Origin of the sequence: Micromonospora sp. NPDC005174 (assembly GCF_040608495.1) — a bacterium.
Taxonomy (GTDB): domain Bacteria; phylum Actinomycetota; class Actinomycetes; order Mycobacteriales; family Micromonosporaceae; genus Micromonospora.
On record NZ_JBEXIJ010000005.1, the window covers coordinates 10,818 to 27,491 of the forward strand.

Annotated in this window: 8 protein-coding genes; 2 read left to right on the top strand and 6 right to left on the bottom strand. The window is 66.8% G+C overall.

The features are described from left to right. Positions 1-65: 65 nt before the first annotated feature. Genes ABZU91_RS08190 through ABZU91_RS08205 form a run of 4 tightly spaced genes read right to left on the bottom strand, consistent with a single transcriptional unit; the run spans position 66 to position 9,097 of the window. The gene (locus tag ABZU91_RS08190; protein ID WP_355235795.1) at positions 66-1,280 is read right to left on the bottom strand and encodes a TIGR02679 domain-containing protein; all 1,215 of its coding nucleotides are present in this window, start codon (positions 1,278-1,280) and stop codon (positions 66-68) included. After that, positions 1,270-6,273, bottom strand: a complete 5,004-nt coding sequence (locus tag ABZU91_RS08195) for an SbcC/MukB-like Walker B domain-containing protein (protein WP_355235798.1) — start codon at positions 6,271-6,273, stop codon at positions 1,270-1,272. The genes ABZU91_RS08190 and ABZU91_RS08195 overlap by 11 nt, the downstream gene beginning before the upstream one ends. Then, positions 6,270-7,553, bottom strand: a complete 1,284-nt coding sequence (locus tag ABZU91_RS08200; RefSeq protein ID WP_355101608.1) for a DUF2398 family protein — start codon at positions 7,551-7,553, stop codon at positions 6,270-6,272. The genes ABZU91_RS08195 and ABZU91_RS08200 overlap by 4 nt, the downstream gene beginning before the upstream one ends. Continuing rightward, positions 7,550-9,097 (bottom strand): DUF2397 family protein, encoded by a 1,548-nt coding sequence (locus ABZU91_RS08205; protein WP_355101609.1) that lies wholly within the window; start codon positions 9,095-9,097, stop codon positions 7,550-7,552. The genes ABZU91_RS08200 and ABZU91_RS08205 overlap by 4 nt, the downstream gene beginning before the upstream one ends. A gap of 486 nt (positions 9,098-9,583) precedes the next feature. On the opposite strand from ABZU91_RS08205, the gene ABZU91_RS08210 reads away from it, so the two are divergent. Continuing rightward, the gene (locus tag ABZU91_RS08210) at positions 9,584-9,886 is read left to right on the top strand and encodes a hypothetical protein (RefSeq protein WP_355235802.1); all 303 of its coding nucleotides are present in this window, start codon (positions 9,584-9,586) and stop codon (positions 9,884-9,886) included. After that, positions 9,876-10,946 (top strand): site-specific integrase, encoded by a 1,071-nt coding sequence (locus ABZU91_RS08215; protein ID WP_355235805.1) that lies wholly within the window; start codon positions 9,876-9,878, stop codon positions 10,944-10,946. Before ABZU91_RS08210 ends, ABZU91_RS08215 begins: the two co-directional genes overlap by 11 nt. A 291-nt stretch (positions 10,947-11,237) precedes the next feature. Here ABZU91_RS08215 and ABZU91_RS08220 read toward each other — a convergent pair whose 3' ends face one another. Both ABZU91_RS08220 and ABZU91_RS08225 read right to left on the bottom strand, forming a co-directional pair. After that, complete coding sequence (locus tag ABZU91_RS08220) at positions 11,238-12,071, bottom strand: hypothetical protein (protein ID WP_355235808.1); 834 nt, start codon at positions 12,069-12,071, stop codon at positions 11,238-11,240. Continuing rightward, complete coding sequence (locus ABZU91_RS08225) at positions 12,068-16,546, bottom strand: AAA domain-containing protein (protein WP_355235811.1); 4,479 nt, start codon at positions 16,544-16,546, stop codon at positions 12,068-12,070. The genes ABZU91_RS08220 and ABZU91_RS08225 overlap by 4 nt, the downstream gene beginning before the upstream one ends. Positions 16,547-16,674: the final 128 nt, after the last annotated feature.

Here is a 16,674-nt window from a genome sequence, read left to right on the forward strand (position 1 = left end):
AGTTCAACTATGAATCCGAGGCGGCAAGATCACTGCTGACCCGAGAGGCCGGGGCATGCGGGGTTTCAGCGCAGGCGAGCACCGAGGATTCGCGCGAGGAGAACGTCATGCTCCTGGTAGACAGCGGCCGCTGCGGCAGCGAGCGCCTGGGGCGGCGCCCCTTCGCGCGGCCGAGGCCAAGGTGTAGCCGGCCGGTGATGTCGAGCTTCGGAGGCGGTGTCGTCATCCATCGCGATTAACTCGGCCCCATAGGTCGATGCGACGACTGCCGCGATCTGTCTGCCCGCAGTGTCGATGTCACCGGCATACCGCAGACGCACGCCGTGCGAGACAGCGAGTTGAAATAGCACATGGTCGATCGCGCGCAACTGGCCGCTGGTGCAGGCGATCGGTTGCCGCACCTCGGCCGTGAAGGCGATCTCCATGACCGACGGGTTCTCCACGACCGTCAGGGTTTGCGGTGCGAGAACAGGCGGATGTTGTAAAAGGTCGAGCAGGGTGAGCGCCACAGGTGCCGGTGAATCGCGCAGTCGCCGGTCGATCGGTCCGTCGCCGACAGCCTCGACGTTGAAGAGCAGGACGGTCGCGGAGAGCCGGTCGGCGATGACACCGACGCTGGCCAGCAGCGCGCGTACAAGATCCGGCCGATTCGGCTCGGTTTGGCCGGCGCGTTCGGCGATTGCAGCCACGAGGCGGATACCGTTGAGGGTGGTCAGGTCGAAGTAATGTGGGTCGCCGGTGATGTCGTGGGCGAGCTTCGCCAGAGGTACCGGCGGCCGGGCTGGAATGCGTCGCAGGGCTGCGGCGAGCGCGGCGATGCTGTGCCGGATCTCGGTATCGTCCTCGCCGACGCCGGTGACCCGCATCCGGGCGACGAGCTGCGGAAGGTCGGGAAGCCCCTCGGTCGCGTACTGCCACAGCTGCGCACGACGGTCCGCCGCGGCCAGCGTAGCGGCGCTACGGTCGATGACCGGTTCCCCCACTGCTTTCTCGACCAGTGCGATGAGCGTTTCTCGTTCGATGTCGAGCGCGGCGAGGAGTTCTCGCAGCGGGACCGTGGCGGTATCGCCGGACACGGTGACGGCGGATGTGCCGCGGCGTCGGCGTGTGGAGGTGTCGAGCCAGGTCCGCAGTTGCGCGATACCGGCTGTGCTCATTGCCAGGACCCGAACGGTGTTGATCGCCTCGGGGCGGGTGCCGGCGCAGAGACGTCCGTGGACGGCGCGCCACAGCGGATGCAGGTCGACGTCTTCCGCCAGGTAGGTGAGGTCAGCCGGCATCGTTCAGTGTCCGGCCGGGGGTTGTGTCTGCGGTAGGTGCGGCGAGGGGTAGGGGCGTCGGTTCCCCGCTGCCCTTCCACAACCACGGAACGGTCACGCGGTGCCGGCCGTCGGTGATGACTTCGTGGACGACGACGTGCTGAGCTTCGCGTTTGATCAGTGGGGCGATCGTGGGTGTGGTCGCGAGGATGTCGAAATCCCAGGTTCGCAGCAGGGTGAGGATCTGGCGCAGGTTGCGGTCGTCGAAAGCGGCGTCAATTTCGTCGATGGACAGCAGGCGAGGCCCCTGGTAGTTGTCGCCGGAGTACATCGACCAGGCGGCGGCCAGCAGCGGGAGCATCGTCGCGAGTCGGGATTCGCCGGTGGACAGGCCTTTGAGCGGGTTGGACCGGGCGTTCACCGGCTTGAACTGGTCGGCGCCGAAGCTGCTGTGCGTGACACTGATCTCCCAGTGGTGCCAGGAGCGGTAGTCGAAGGTGTGAGCGACCCGGTCGGCCCAGGTTTCCTCGCCGGCGTCCTCCATCCGTTCCCGCAGGATTTCGTACATCTGATCGAAGACCTCGTCGGAGGGCGGCGCTTTGAGCAAAGCGACCATTTGCTGGGAGTTGCCGTCGTCGCGGACCTTCCAGTCGACCTGGACGCCGACGCGGGCCACGCCGGTCCGGACGTTCTCGAGGGTGGCCCGAATCTGTCGGACAAGTTCCCTTGCCGCCTCGCGGCGGGTCTGGATGTCACGCCGCAGCTGGGTGAACATCGACGTCTTGAGAGTCGCTTTGACGTCCTGGCGCAGATCTCGTTCGAGGCCTTCGGCTGTGGCGCGAAGTGTCTCGGCGGCTTGCCGCAGGTCCTCGCCGACGGCGGCGTTGGGTGCGGCGAGCGTGATGCGCCGCCACTCGGTGCCCTCGAGGGTGGTGCTGTCGAGCTGCTGATCGAACTCTGCGAGGGCCTGGTTGACAGACCGCATCGTGCTCTCGAGCTGCTTCTGCACCCGTTCCCGAGCGATCCTCAGGGTGTCCAGCCGGGCGCTGGTGGTGGGTTTGCCGGCGAGCAGTTGACGCGACCAGGTGAGTGCGGCGGTCAGGTTGGCCGGCCGGTTGTCGCTATCACGCGGCAGGGTTTCCGGCACTTCGGCGAAGCCGTGGGTGATCAGCAGGCACATTCGATCGAAGCAGTCGGTGCGGTGCTGGTCGGCCTCTCGGCGACGCGGCGCGATCTTGTCGAGCGTGGTGGTGGCGGCGACCGCAGCATTGTCGTGCGTGCGGAATTCGGCCTCGCGTCGCTCGACCTCGGCCAGTTTGTCGGTCAGTTCGTCGGCGAGCCGGTCTTTCGTCTGGCGTAGCTCGGCGTATTCCGCCCCGTACAGCGCTCGGGTCTGCTCCATCCGGGCGTCCAGTTCCTGAGCGGTGAGCCGGATCTGGTCTGCGGCGGCGACCGCTTTCTGGAACCGGCCGGCGACCCGGTCCGCTGTCCGCTGCTCGCGCTGGGCTGTTGCGAGCAAGTCGAGGGTTCGCTGCCCGGCGCTCTGCCAGGCCCCGATCTGCTGCAGCAGGTTAGCGACCAAGTCCCGGTGGCGTCGTAGCACTTCTCGGTCCGTTGGCAGGATGGCGCCGTCGGGCAGCGTCGCGGCGGTATGCAGTTCGCGCAGCGCCGTGCGGACGCGGTCGCTGGCTTGCTGGTGCCGGCGGCGGTGCTCGTCGACCGAGGCGCGGGCAGCGGCCTCGTCCCGTTCGGCGGCGTCCTCATCGCGGGTGGTGCGGCGCAGCTGCTCCACGTCGGGGAATCGCTGTTCCTCGGCGGTGCACAGTTGCTGAGCCGTTCGGGCCTCGTCCCGTCGCTCGGTGGCTTCCGCCAGATCCTTCCGCGCGGTGGTCAGGGCGTCGCCGGCGTCGGACTCGGATTGCCGGGATCGTCCTAGTGCGCCGGCCGCCTCTTCAAGTCGCCGGCGGGCAGTTTCCACCGTCCTGTCTATGGCGTTGCGGGCAGCGTCGAACTCGGTGAGCAGGCCGGTGAGCTGCGCTGCGGCGGTGGCCAGTGCCTGCGTGGTTTGCTGCTGAGCTTTTGCGACGCCGAGCTGCAGTTGGCTGACCTGCTCGCGTGCCACGGCAACCGCGTCGGCGGGAGGGAAGTCATCCCGCTCCCGCCGGGACGCGCGGACAGCGGCTTCAAGGTGTTCAACGCGCTGCTTCTCAGCAGCGAGATCTTGGCGCGCGGTGGCCAGTCGCTGTTCGAGGTCGGCGACGAGCGCGAGCCGGGCGCTTTCGCGGGTGGTTCGGCCGATGAACGTGGCTCGGTAGTTTGGCGGGGCCGACGCGATCACGTTGCCGGTGCGCAGGTGCCCGATGTTGAGGTCGCTGCCGGTCAGGTCGATGGCGACGGCCTGCAGCAGCCATTCGACGTGCCGCGGGTCGGCGCCCGAGCCGTTCTCCGCAACGAGGATGTCGGCGAGGCTCTGCCCGGCGGCGGGACGGTCGCCGGCGAGCACAAGGTCACCGTCGCCGACCAGGCCCTCCCCGGTGATCAGCGCGTCGAGCAGGCCCGCGGTCAGCAGGGCACCTTCGATACGGTCGGCCTGCTTCGCGCTGATGTGCTCGGCGAAAGCAACGGCGGCCCACAACGGCACCCCACGGCCCAGATCGCGTGGTGCACGCCACGGCGGCGTTTGCGGCACCGGCAGCTGTTGCCGGGCCTGTTCGAGCTCGGCCTCGATCCCGGTGACTCGTTGCCCCGCATCATCGACGGCACGCCCTGCCTCGGATATCGCGCGTTGCAGACCGCTGACGGCCGCCGAGTGGGCCCGTTCCAGATCGAGGAACGGCTGCCGCAGATCGATGGCATCCGGATCGTCGGGCAGGTTCACCACACGGCCGTCGAGGTGGACGAGCCTGGCGCGCCACCCAGCCACCTGACGGTTCCACTCCGTTGCTGCCAGGGTGGCGTCCACTCGGCCGTCGACCAGCTCTTGCTCAGCTGTGGCGGTGATGGCGCGGGCAGCGTCCACGTCGGCGTCATGGTCGGCTCGGGCTTGGCGGGCCTGTTCGTCGACGGCCGTACGGTCGATGTCGGCTTGGGCCTGCGCGTCCTCCAGGTCACGTTGGGCCTGATCGGCGACTTGTTCGGCCCTATCCCGAGCCTGTGCGGCCCGGTGTGCCGCGCCCTCGGCAACCTGCACGAGGCGGGTGCCGTGCACGACGTCCTGTTCCCGGGCTGCCAGGGCGATCCGTTCCCGTGTTGCGGTCTTAGCCTCATGCAGCCAGGCAACCAACTGGTCGGGGTCGATTCGGTCCTCGACATCAGTCGTCAGGTCCGCCGGTACGGACGGAAGCTGGGCCCGGCGGCTGTCCCACTGGTCCAATTCGTCGAATAGGTCCTGTTCGGCGGCGCGACGTTCGGCGCGGGCATCACCGGCACGATCGGCGGCACGATCCTGGGCTTCTTCGGCGGTGCGGAGATGCCCGGCTTCGGTTCGTTGCTCGATTTGTGCCATGTCGTGTTCGTGCAGGACGGTGTCGATGCCGTTGAGGGTTGTCGTGCGCGTCTCGATCCAGCCGCGGGGTGTTTCGGCGATCTGGGCGAGGTCAACCTTGGGCAGGTCCTGGTCGAGGCTGTTGGCTGCCGTGACCTGTTCGGTGACCTCGGTGAGACGATCGACGAATGCGTGCGCCCCGACGTCGGCGGCTGTCGCGCGTAGCCGTGAGCCGATCCCCGTCAGATGGCGCTGACTGTTGCGGAACTGGTCCACGGACTCCAGCGCCTGCTGGGCGGCGTATTGCGACTCTTCCTGCAAGTCCAGGCCGGCTGCTTCCAGCTCGGATTGCTGCTTGCGTAGATCAGTCAGGCGTTCTTCGAGATGCGGAAGCTCCGCGCCGGCATGGTCACGCAGCGCATCCTCGGCGGCCTGCAGCCGGCCGCGGACACCGGCGATCTCGCCGCGCAGTTCCTCACGCCGGGCCTGCACCCGCACCGCCTGCGTCTGCGCCTCCGCCAACTGCTGCTCGGCGGTACGCGCTTCACGGGCGTGGTCGTCGAAGACCGTCTGGGCATTCGCCAGTCGGGCGGCTTCCTCGGCGGTGATCGCGTCGATGTAGCGCTGGTACTGCTGCTCTGATTGTTCCAGCTGCCGAATCTCGGCACGGGCTTGCTTCAGTTGTGCCTCAAGGTCGGCGATGCGTTCCATGGTGTCGGCGATGAACTGCAACGCTCGGGGATCCAGCGCCGGAAGCGCCTCGGTCAGCACCGCGCGCATCTGGTTCGGGGAGATCGCCTCTGCGGTGCGGACGCTGCGCAGGCTGCGCAACACTCCGACGAGAGCGTCGAACTGCACCGAGTCCAACGGCGCGAACAGCGTCGTGCGGATCGCGTCGCGGTACTGGTTCTCCTCGGCAAGGTTCACATAGTCCCGGACCTTTGAGGTGAGACGGTCAGTTGAGGTGAACAGTCGGCCGCTCGCGGCGCCAACCTGCTCGGCGAGCCCTTCAATCGGTACCGGATCCCGCTGTCGGGCGAGGAAGAGGTCGGTGCCGACACGGCCCGGCATGATGAAGAACGCCTTCTGCAAGCCGCTGCTCTGCGAGCGCAGCCACAGGCCGGTCGTCAGGTAGCGAACATCACCGGTGCCGCTATCGCGGTAGCCGTACTCCAGCCACCACGCTCCGGTGCGATCCTCCTTCGGGTTGCGGTCGGTGTGCCGGTCGATCAGCGTGCCGACGGCCTCACCAGACACCGACAGCGCCTTCTGCGACACCTCGCCGTCGAGCAGTACGGTGACCAGCATTGAGGCCGTCAAGGACTTACCGGATCCGTTCGGCCCGGCCAGCGCCAGCCAGCCGTCGGCGAACATGAGCGTCTCGTCGGTCCACGCCCACGAGTTCACCGCACCGGCTCGGGTTGGCTGCCATCTGTCGGCGGCGATCGGTCCGTCGTTCCAATCCGACATCGGGCCGCCGGTGTCGTGGCTTCCGGTTGGCTGTTTGCCCGGGTGCGCGATGAGGGTCACGCCGGCCCCTCCCTCGTGTCCGAGTCAGTTTCCGTGCGGTGCCGGCCCGGACGGGCGGGCTGGCCTTGCCGTGCCCGCACGCGCCACAGGTGCACGCCCGGTGTGATCTGCCACCGGTCTTCGTCGCCGGTGACCCGGAGCAGGCCGGCGGTGACCAGTTCCGCGGCAGCGGCTCGAGCAAGGACGGGCAGTTGTTCGGCGTAGCCGGCCGCCCACCGTGGCATGTCTCGACGGATCTCTTCGAACAACGTCGTGATCTCATCGACGGTTACCTCGGACGCGTCGTGGTGCGGCAGGTGCGACAGCAGGGCTAGCGCACCCTGCCGCTCTGTCTTGCGGCCCTGCGGGAAGTCGGAGTCAGAGGCGGTTCCCGTCGGGTCGGTGATCTCCCACCAGTCGCGGCGCACGCTGGCGACCAGCCCCAGCGCGGCGGCGAGGTTCAACGCGCGTTCCCGGCCGGTCGAGGTGGCGAGGTAGCCGACCGGGTTCGGGTCGTCCTCCGGGTCAGCGGCAGGATCGTCCGCCACTCGCCGCAGCGCGGTCAGCCGGCGCCCCTCCACGCTGGCCTGCCGTTGCGCGACGGCGTCCGGCTCGGCGTCCGGAAGCGAGACCGCTGTCAGCGTGGCGACGTGCTGACCGGGGGCCCGGCCGCTCAACGACAACAGCGTCGGAGACAACGAGGCGAACTTGTTGGCGAGGCTGTCGCGGTCAGCGGTGATGAACACCTCCGCGTTCTCGTCCGTCACCGCCCGGTCCAGGTCCGCGTCGACGCCGATCTCCCCGTCCACCTGCAGCAGCTTTATCGCATCCACGATGTTCGCCCGTGCGGCCTGTGCTTCACGCTTGCTGACCCCGTCCGCGGCCACGATCCGGAAAGCCGGTAGCCGACCCGTGGCCGCCTCAGCGGCGCACACCTGAGCAACCGACTGCAACAGCTCGCGCAGGCTGATCCGCGGACGCCGCCACAGCTGTTCACAGACCAGCGCGGCCAGCACCAGCACCTGAGCAGGAGCCAACTCGCCTCGTCCGCTGCGCCGCTGCAGCCGCGGCCCGCGATCCCCGGGAACATCGTCGCGGCGCTTATGCAGGCGCACCATCCCGCCAACGTCGTGAATGTGCAGGGTCCACCCTAATTCCGTACGGAAGAAGTCGGTGATCTCCCGCCGGCCGCGCAGCACCGCCCGGTAACGAACCGGATCATCGGCCGAAGAGATCCGGCAGGTGAGGATCAGGTGGCGTGCCGCGTCAGCAAGATCCGGGTCGAGAAGCCGCTGGGTCATGCAGCGCCCTCCGTCATTACGACCTGCGGATCCTGGGCGGCTTCGGTCGGGGTCACGGTGATCAAGAGCTCCGGCGCCACCAGGGTCCCTTCGGCAAACCGGATCGGCAGGTGGGTCTCGGGGCGGCCCAACCGGACCCGGACGACCACGCTGGCACCCTCGGCATGGACTTCGCCGTATCCGGTAGCGACATCAATCGTGTTGCGCGCTACTTCGATCGCGCCGAGCAGGATCACCAACGCCGCTGTCTCCAGACCGGTGAAATAACTCAGCGGCACTTCGCCATCGGTGGCCAGCAACGCGCTGAAGCGCCGCCGATTGGCCGCAGTGGCGGCGGCCTTCTCCAGAGCGGCAGCCCGGGCAGCACCGGCGTCCGGGACCTTGCGGGGACGGCCGCTGGAGCGACCGACGCGTTCGTGCTCGCGCAGGATCACATCCACCTGGTGCCGGCTGGTCCCACCGGCTGCCAGGGTGGCGTGAGCGACGTCTTCTTCGGCCGTCCCGACGACCCCATGCACGGCAGGCCATTGGCCGAACGCGGCCGCGTACACCCGGCGGGCAGCCTCGTCGTCCGGCTGGGCGAACAAGCTGTAGGCGAGTTCTCGGAAGTCGGCGGCCAGATCCGAGCCGCGCCGTAGGGCTGTGTAGCGTCGATCGATGGCCACCAGGAGGGTATGCACGGCGCCGGCCGCCGAGGAGATCAGTCGCTGCACCGAACCCAAAGGGGCGAACCAGGCGGCCAGGTCAGAGAGCCGACGCACCCGCTCGTCGATCCAGTCCTGCTGATCCCGGGCGTCAAGCAGTCCGGCGTGCATGGCGGCGGTTTCGACCAGCGGCCGGTGCCCGGCCGACTCCAAGTCGGTCAGGGCCGCCTCGACCCGGCGGAGCGCTCGTCCATACTCGCGCGGGAACTGCCGCAGGGCCTCGATGACACGATCACGGTTCTCCCCGAACAGCAGGTCATCGGTGACATCGGACTGCACCATCTGCGCCAGCGCAGCGTAGAAGTCGGCGGTGACCCGCTGCATCTCGTCCAGCCTCGTCCGGACGTCATCCAGGTCGGTTGGTAGGAGCCCAGCGTCGGAAGCGAGATGCTCGATCAGATCACGGACCGTGCGTTCGACGCTGTCGAGAAGACGGCTCGGCAGTTGCAACGCCCGCCGCGAGTCGACGACAGCCGTGCGCACTGCGGCCACCACGGCCCGGCCGATCTTGGTTAGCGCCCAGGCCTCCTGCCGGCGGACCACCGCATCCAAACCCGCGTTGAGCGCCGCATAGTCCCGGAAGGGCTCGACGAGATGCGCGCTCGTCAGATAGTCGAGCACCGCACGCAGCTCGAATTCGGTCACCTGGTCACGGAAGCCGACGTCGCGCATCTGCGCGGCGATGTCGGCCGGCGTCGACATCGGGGCGCGTGTCGCCAACTCCTCCAGGGCTGCCAACACTGCGGTGTTGCGCTCGCGCGCCAGGTCCTCGGGTTGGCCGAAGCATCGCCACACGACCGGATCGATGTCCTGCCACCACAGCCGTGGCGGGTTCGGCACGCAGTTCCTCCCGGACGACCGTTACCTACCGCGCCATCGTCGCGGCACTCACCAACACTTACTCGCTACTCTCCGAGACGCACCAGTGACCGACGCCGCAAGATTACGGTCTTCACGGCCCGAAACGCAGCCCTGAGCACAGGAATCGACAGGCGGACCACCACTACTGGGCCGTCATCATCGAACGTCACCCGAACTAACTATCGACAGGTTGGGTCAACCTGGCTTCAGGCACGTTGCGATCATGGAAGAGGCGGCCGAACGGATCGTGCCTCGTCTGTACTGCCTGAATGTGATTGTTCGGTCATGAAACAACTTATCCGACCGAAGGAACACCTCGTCGGTCCACTCGTACCTGCTGTCCTGCCCGCGCGTCCGGGTCCAAGCCCGATGCCGATGCCAGCTCTACCTGCCCGAGTCTGTCCGTCGGCGATCACGGACGCGCCCCTGTTGCTGTGGATGGCTCTTCCGGCACGCTGTGGCCGGGTGAGCGCGCAGCACCTCCTGCGCGCGCTGGGATGGCCCCCGCAGCACCGCGTCGACATTCAGCCGCGCCACGGCATGCTCGTTATCTGCTCGGCCAACGACGGCCGCCATCAGGTGGGCAGCCGAGGGGACCTACCCTTGCCGGCGAATGCCCGGCACATGTGCCGCATCGAGCCCGGTCAACCCGTGCTGCTCGCCGCCATCGTTGCGCACGACCTGCTCGTCGTGCATCCCGTCAGCACCGTCGTACGCCTGCTCGCCGACCTGCACACTCACCTGGCGGGAGCCGACAATGACCGCTGACCCCGCCGCCGTCGCTGCCGCACGACAGGTTCTGGCTCACCTGGGCGTCACGGTGACCGATCTGCAATCGCATCCCGCGACGCCGTCCGTTGTGCCGACGGTCGCCGAGTACCTGCCCCGTGTTCTTGCCGCTGCCGGGCCCGGAGCACGCCGCACCTACGGCACCTACTGGGAACGGATGGCCGCCGCGTGGCCCGAGCGGCCCTTGGACACCATCACTGCCAGTGATTTCGAGGCTCTGAAGCAGGCGATGATCGCCAGCGCCGTGTCGCGGCGCAACAGCCGCAACGGCCGGCACGCCGGTGAGCACCTCATCGCCGCCGCCCGAGCCTTCTACCGATGTGCCATCGCCGACGGGCTGATCGACGCCGCCGCCAGCCCCGCGCACCGCGTCGCGAAACCCCGACGCTTACCCGGCACCCGCCGCGCGTTGACCGCACACGAATTGGAGGAAATCAACGCCATGGCGCGCACCAGCGGAAACGACGTCATCCTCGACGCGCTGATCCTGCGCCTGCACACCGAGACCGCAGGCCGCCGCGGCGGCGCCCTGGCCCTACGGCTGGTCGACCTCGATGCCACCAACGGACTCGTCCGCCTCACCGAGAAAGGATTCACCATCCGCTGGCAGCCCATCACCCTCGATCTCGCCGGACACCTGCGAGAGCACGCCGACGCTCGCGGCGCGGTCCTGCCGACCGATGCGCTCCTGCGCGCGCGCAACGGCCAACCGATCACCAGCCGCCGCTACGACCACCTGTGGAAACGCTTAGGTGAGCGCCTGCCCTGGGTAGCCGTGCACGGCATCTCGACCCACTGGCTGCGCCACACCACGCTGACCTGGGTGGAACGGCACTTCGGCTACGGCATCGCCCGCGCCTACGCCGGACACACCGACAGCCCCGGTTCCTCCACTACCACCTACATCAAGGCCGACCTGCACGACGTCGCCAACGCGCTGTCGGCCATGACCGGCCAACCCCATCCACTGGCCCGGGTGGCAAATCACGCCGGCACGTGGGCGCAGGCGAACCACGTCGCCTCGCCCACGTCCGAGTAGGAGACAGTCGCCGCGTGCGGTGTCGGGGGAACCAGCCCCGTATGCACCGCACGCGGCGAGGCGAGCGGACCGGCCTTGCGGCCTCGGTCCCCAGCCGAAAGGTTCTTCGGCAGCAGGTCAGGACTGCCCCGTCGTTGATCTTGTTTCGTGCGGCGTCTCAAGCGGCCGCATTGAGACGCTGCGGCGCTCGGGCCACGCGCGTTGATGGGGTGCCAGCATGGTGATCGCGCGGCCCCGGATGGCCCAATCGTCCCGTGCGCCATGTTGATCCGACCCCGGTTGGAACAGCGTCTATGCCTTGAGCTGTTCGAGGTCGTTGAGCGCGGCTACGACGACGTTCCAGGCGATCCGGACCGTGTCGTCGTCGGGCGAGTAGTGCTGCTTGATCTGCTTCTTTGGGTGTACCAGGTTGCGGTGGTTGCGCAATACGTGGGCATAGTCGGTTACGTCTCGAGCGACCCACTTTTTCTCGGCAGCCAAATCGATCAGCGACTCCAGGTGATCGGTGGGGCGCTGGCCCCCGGTGTGTCGAGCGAGCGCTACGTCGTAGAGGACGCCTTCGAGCAGGCTTCCGAGCATGATGACGGCGGCGGTGCAGGCACCGGATTGCCAGCAGATGTGGGCCTCGTTGAGTCGGGCGGTGAGGTGGCGGCCGAAATCCGGGTCTTTCAGGATGTTGGCGAGGCTCGCGGTGAGTTCCAGCGGCACCTGCATGGTAGGTCGCGTCATCGTCGGGGTCTGCGTGACGAGTTCGGGCCGGCCCGATGCATAGCGGATCTGATAGCCCTCCACGGCGAGTAGCCCGTTGAGATCGTTGACGAGGTGGCACCGTGCCTCGTCGTCGTCGAGATATTCGCGGGGATCGGCGAGACGGAGTAGCAGCCGGCGAAGCCCATCAGGGTCGCGACGGCGACGCAACGTATGGAGGACCCATTCACGGCGACCGCCGTTGACGTCGCCTACGCGGCGCCAGCCTGCGGCCTCGAAAAGGGCGGTGATCTGTCGGCCGGTCCGATAGTAGGGGGTGCTGTCGTCGCCGCAGATGAGGTCCGCGAGTCGGTCGAGGACGTTGCCGTCGAGCTCGACAGTGACCTCGCTGCTGTTGGTCATGGGATCAGTTGTCATAGGTTCTGCTCCTCATGTTCGGAAGGCAACTCGATCGGCTTCCAGGCACTGGCAGGTGTGTCCGATGCGCTTCGCGGCCCGATCCCACGTTCGGTGAGCCGAGTGAACAGGGTCGCGAGCTCCTTGTTGGCGTCGAGCTCGAACTCGCTTTCGCGTATGCGAATGACTTCCCAACCCATGCGGAAAAGTTCTCGGTCCCGACGCCCATCGGAGATGACGTCCGTCGGTCGGGTGTGCCAGCGGTGGCCGTCGCATTCCACTGCGAGCCTGCCGCCGTCTCCCACGACCACGAGGTCAAGCGTGCGCGATCCGACCTTGAACTGGGGCACGACGTGGTAGCCGCGACGTTTGAGGATCCGAAACACGCGCTGTTCGAGCAAGGATTCGAACGGAGCACACTGGCGGTCGGCGCTGACAGTCTTGAGGTCTGGCGAGGGTCCGTACACGGACGGCGGGTTCAGCATGTAGTTGATCAGCGATGCGCGAAGGTCATCGGGTTTGTAGTCCTTGGGCGGCACGGAGGTGAAGAGCCAAAGTTGATCACGAGCGCGACTGACGGCGACGTTGTAGTTCTGGTACAGGTTCTCGCCGACCCGTCGAGGCGCCGCAGTGACGACTGTGGACAAGAAAATGACGTGACGCTCTGCTCCTTGGAAGGTGGGCGCCGAGCCGACGTTGATCTGGCGGGCGGCGCGGACTTCCGGTGCGATGGCCGCGTTGATCTCGTGCTCAAGGAGTTTGATTTGCCCGTGTCCGTGCAGCACGATAACGCCAAACGTCTTGCCCGCATACGTGGGATCGTTCAGGCATTCGAGCAGTTGTGACACGATACGTTTCGCCTCTACCGGGTTGCGGACTGCCTGTGCAGATCCCTCCTGGTAGGCGCCCTCGACGTGAGCGACGCGCAGCGGCTCCAGATCGGTAGCTTTCCTCTCGCGCAACGGAATGATCTCACTGGCACCGCGGTAGAACTGCTCCTTCGACCAGTTGATGATTTCAGGCATGCATCGGAAGTGTTCCCGTAAACGGACGACGGCGTCTCTTCCGGATCGTGCCGAGAGGAGGCCGTACAGGTGAGCTTTAGGGGTGAAGTGGTATCGAATTTCGGGATCAAGGTCGCCGAGGTGGTCCCCAATGGCCCGAAAGTGTTCGTCGAAGGTCCTGCCCATCCGATTGGGTGCCGGGGTGCATTGCTGGTCGTCGCCGACAACGATGATCCTTGGTGCCAGCCACAAAAGAAAGAGATGTTCCAGACCAACCTGACTCGCCTCATCAACGATGATCACATCGAAGGCATTGCGTTCGACGGTCAGATTCTCTAGCAGGCTCGGCAGGGGAATCACCCAGGCAGGCACGATGCTCTGGGCCTTGCTCATCGCCGCCTGCGCTGCCTGACGCAGCTCGCGAACCTTACGTCCGCCGCCAGCCCCGATCTGCTTGCGGAACCCGCGGAAGCTGCGCAGGGCGCGCATATCCGCGTCATTCAGGCGGTTGACGAACGCCCGAGTTGCTTCGGCCGCTGCGAGCTGCTCGGTGACCTGGGCCAGGTGTACTTCGACGTCGTCGTAGTCCCGTCTGACCAGGTGTTCCGTGCCCGCTGTGCGCTGGGCCCGCACGAAACGGTCCGCGTGGTACCAGGCCCATGCTGCAGGCAGATCCCGCATGCGGTCGTCCCAGTGAGAATCCAGGTAGCTGTCTTGCAGCAGGCGAAGCAGTTGCGGATGGGCCTCGTCCAGTTGGTGGGTGAGGCTGAGGCGGCGTCGCTCGGCGTACTGCTCGCGATGGGCGGTGTCCAGTGCATCGATTGCGTGGTGGTATTCCTCGAGGGATCGCTGGTCGATGGCGGCGATGAGGAGTTCAACCTCGGGGCAAGGGTTCTCGCGCGTCAGGTGCCTTCGGGCTGCGTCGCGGTGTCCGGCTATGGCGGCCTGCGCTGCTCGCAGGCGGATGTGGTGGCGGGCGGCTGCGGTGGACGAGGTCAACGCGATGACGTCGTCAGTGGTGGGCAACCTGGTCGGCAGACCAGCGGCTTCCAGGCGGTCGCGGATGGTGGTGTGGACCCCGGCGAGTTGTTGGACGTGCTGAAGGTGGCGGTACGAATCTTGCAGCTCGGACAGGGTCGCGGTGACGCGGCCGGGCGTGATAACTACCCCGACGTCGGCCCACAGCCGCAGGAGTTGAGTGGTTTCGATATGAACTTCGAGATGATCAAGTGCGGCGTCTAGCAGAGGCACCGTAGTAGGTGGCCTTCCATCGACACGCATGCCGCTGATCAGTGCGGCGGCCTTGATGCGGGCCGGCTGCACGGCGAGAAGCGTGCGACAGGTCAGACTTTCAAGGTAAGTGCGGAGTTCGCGGCCCAGGGCGAGCATGTGACGGGCTTGCCCTAGGTCGAGCTCACCAGCGTTCGTGAAACGCACTTCCGCACCCAACGTGTGCACTCGAAGTTTGGCCTGCAGGCGCTCGGCGCGTCCGGCGACCTCGGCCACGTGCCGCCACAGGGATTGCCGCCGTCCGGAGAAGTGATCTGCGATGGCACGTGCCACCCAGTTCGGCGACGACTCAGAGTCCGCGTCCAACCCGAGCCGCTCCACGATGGCGGTGAAGCGCTGCCCGAGCAGGTCCAGGTCCTTCAGCATGTCCTCACCGGCAGCCGCCAGACGGGGCGCCCACACAGTGGTGTGTTCCTGAACGGCGGCCGTGGCGTCGAGTTCGGCGTCGAACGCCTCGGCGAGCGCGGCCGGCCTAGGTAGGTCTGACAGGTCAGGGATCACTTGGGCGAGGCGGGCACGTCGAGCTGGGTTCGTCGTTCGTAGCAGATGCACCAGTTCGGTAGCCTCCGCGGTCGTCAAGGGCGGCCTGTCGGGTAGGTCGGGTACAGCCGTGGGCATCCAGTCGAACTGCTTCGCGTTGCCCTTGACCTGGCGTGCGATCTGACCAAGTGATCCCCGGTAGAGCTCGCTGCTGAACCAGGGCACGACCGGGTCGTGGGCGATGAACTCCGCCTCACGCAGCTGTTGTATGCGCTGGTTGAGGTAGGCGGATCGAGACCGCAGCTCGTGCCGTTCGCCGCGAAGCGCCTCAACCTTTATGGTCAGTTCCTCCGTATGGGCGTACGAGGTCAGGTTGGACAGAGCGTCAAGACCGAAGCCGACCTCGGTAGCGGCGTTTCTGCCATCGGTCATCAGCACGCAGAGATCACGCAACGACGCCGGAACCCTCTCGCGAAGCTCGCGCAGCGCCTGATCCTTCTGGCTCGTGACGAGCACCCGCTGACCGCGCGCCAGGAGCGCCGACACCAGATTGGCGATCGTGTGCGTCTTGCCGGTTCCCGGCGGCCCTTGAACCACGATCCCCGTCTCGGAGCGAAGTAGCTCGATGACGCGCATCTGCTCATCGTTCGTCGCCTTAGGAAAGAGAGGGTCGCCACCGAGCACGTCGCCGTTTACAGCGCCCTGACTCCTCAACCACCCGTTACGTTGCTCGGGCTCCGTGTCCACCACAAGCTGAGCAAGCGCAACGGGAACCTGTGCGTCAGGTTGTCGCAGCGCCTCCCGGATGTGCTGATAAGCCTCGGCGAGGAGCACCCGACTGCGCCGACGTACCAACAGCGCCGGCGACAAGCTGATCACCGGGATGCTCGGCAACTCCTCATCCGCCACCGCGGGGTGGGCTTCCTGGTGCACCGCCGTATCCAGACATTCCTCGAGAAGGCCCACGATCGGAGGTAGCAAAGCTAACCATGGCAGATCCCCGTCGACGATTTCCTGACGGCGATACCTCCCACGCTCACCCCGGAACAGCTCCTGATCGCCTAGGACTTCCCGGTCTTCGACCCTTCTGCGTCCCGTTCCCATCGACACCGACACCTCGGCCGTCGCTCTGTCCAGTCGAGCGACTACACCTTCGGCCATAAGGTGACGACGAAAACGGGTGCCGTCCGGCGCCGTCCAACGAAGCAGACCGATCCCGAGAACGAACTCGTACTCGTCGTCCTGCTGCTCCATCGTCTTGGCAGCACGCTCAAGTTGCTCATACAACTGCCCAACGGCGTGCAGGCGTCGAGCCTCGTCGGACCATGCCTGCCACTGCTCGACCCAAGTGTCGAAAGCACGCACAATCCGCCCAGGCGGTGCCTCGTGACTGTCATCACCGCTCAGCCGAGCGTCCAACAGGCGCGGCGCAGAACCAGCGAACCTGCCCACGGGGTCCATGTCGATCCACTCGTGCAGCAACTCCGGTGGCGTCGGCTCCGCCGGTGGCCGAGACGGACGCAGCCGCATGATCACATCATCGGCAGGGCTAGCCATCCACTGAACGCCCCGCGGTAGGGCATCGAGCCAGATGACGGGATCAGGCGCGTCCGGGTCTTCCAGAATGTCGCACACTGGGTCCCGCTCGACTGCGGCCGTCACCTCAGCGAGAAACTCGACCAACTTCGTCGTCTTCTCGATCGCATCCTGACTGAGAGTCACGCTCGCATGCACCCCCTGTTAGTGGACAGGCAACGTCACAGACTGCGCTGCCTACAACCAAGATCACAAGGGTGATGCCGTGCGTGCAGCATGAGTGAACCCTCCGAGCAGGGGCGCGGCCCAAAATC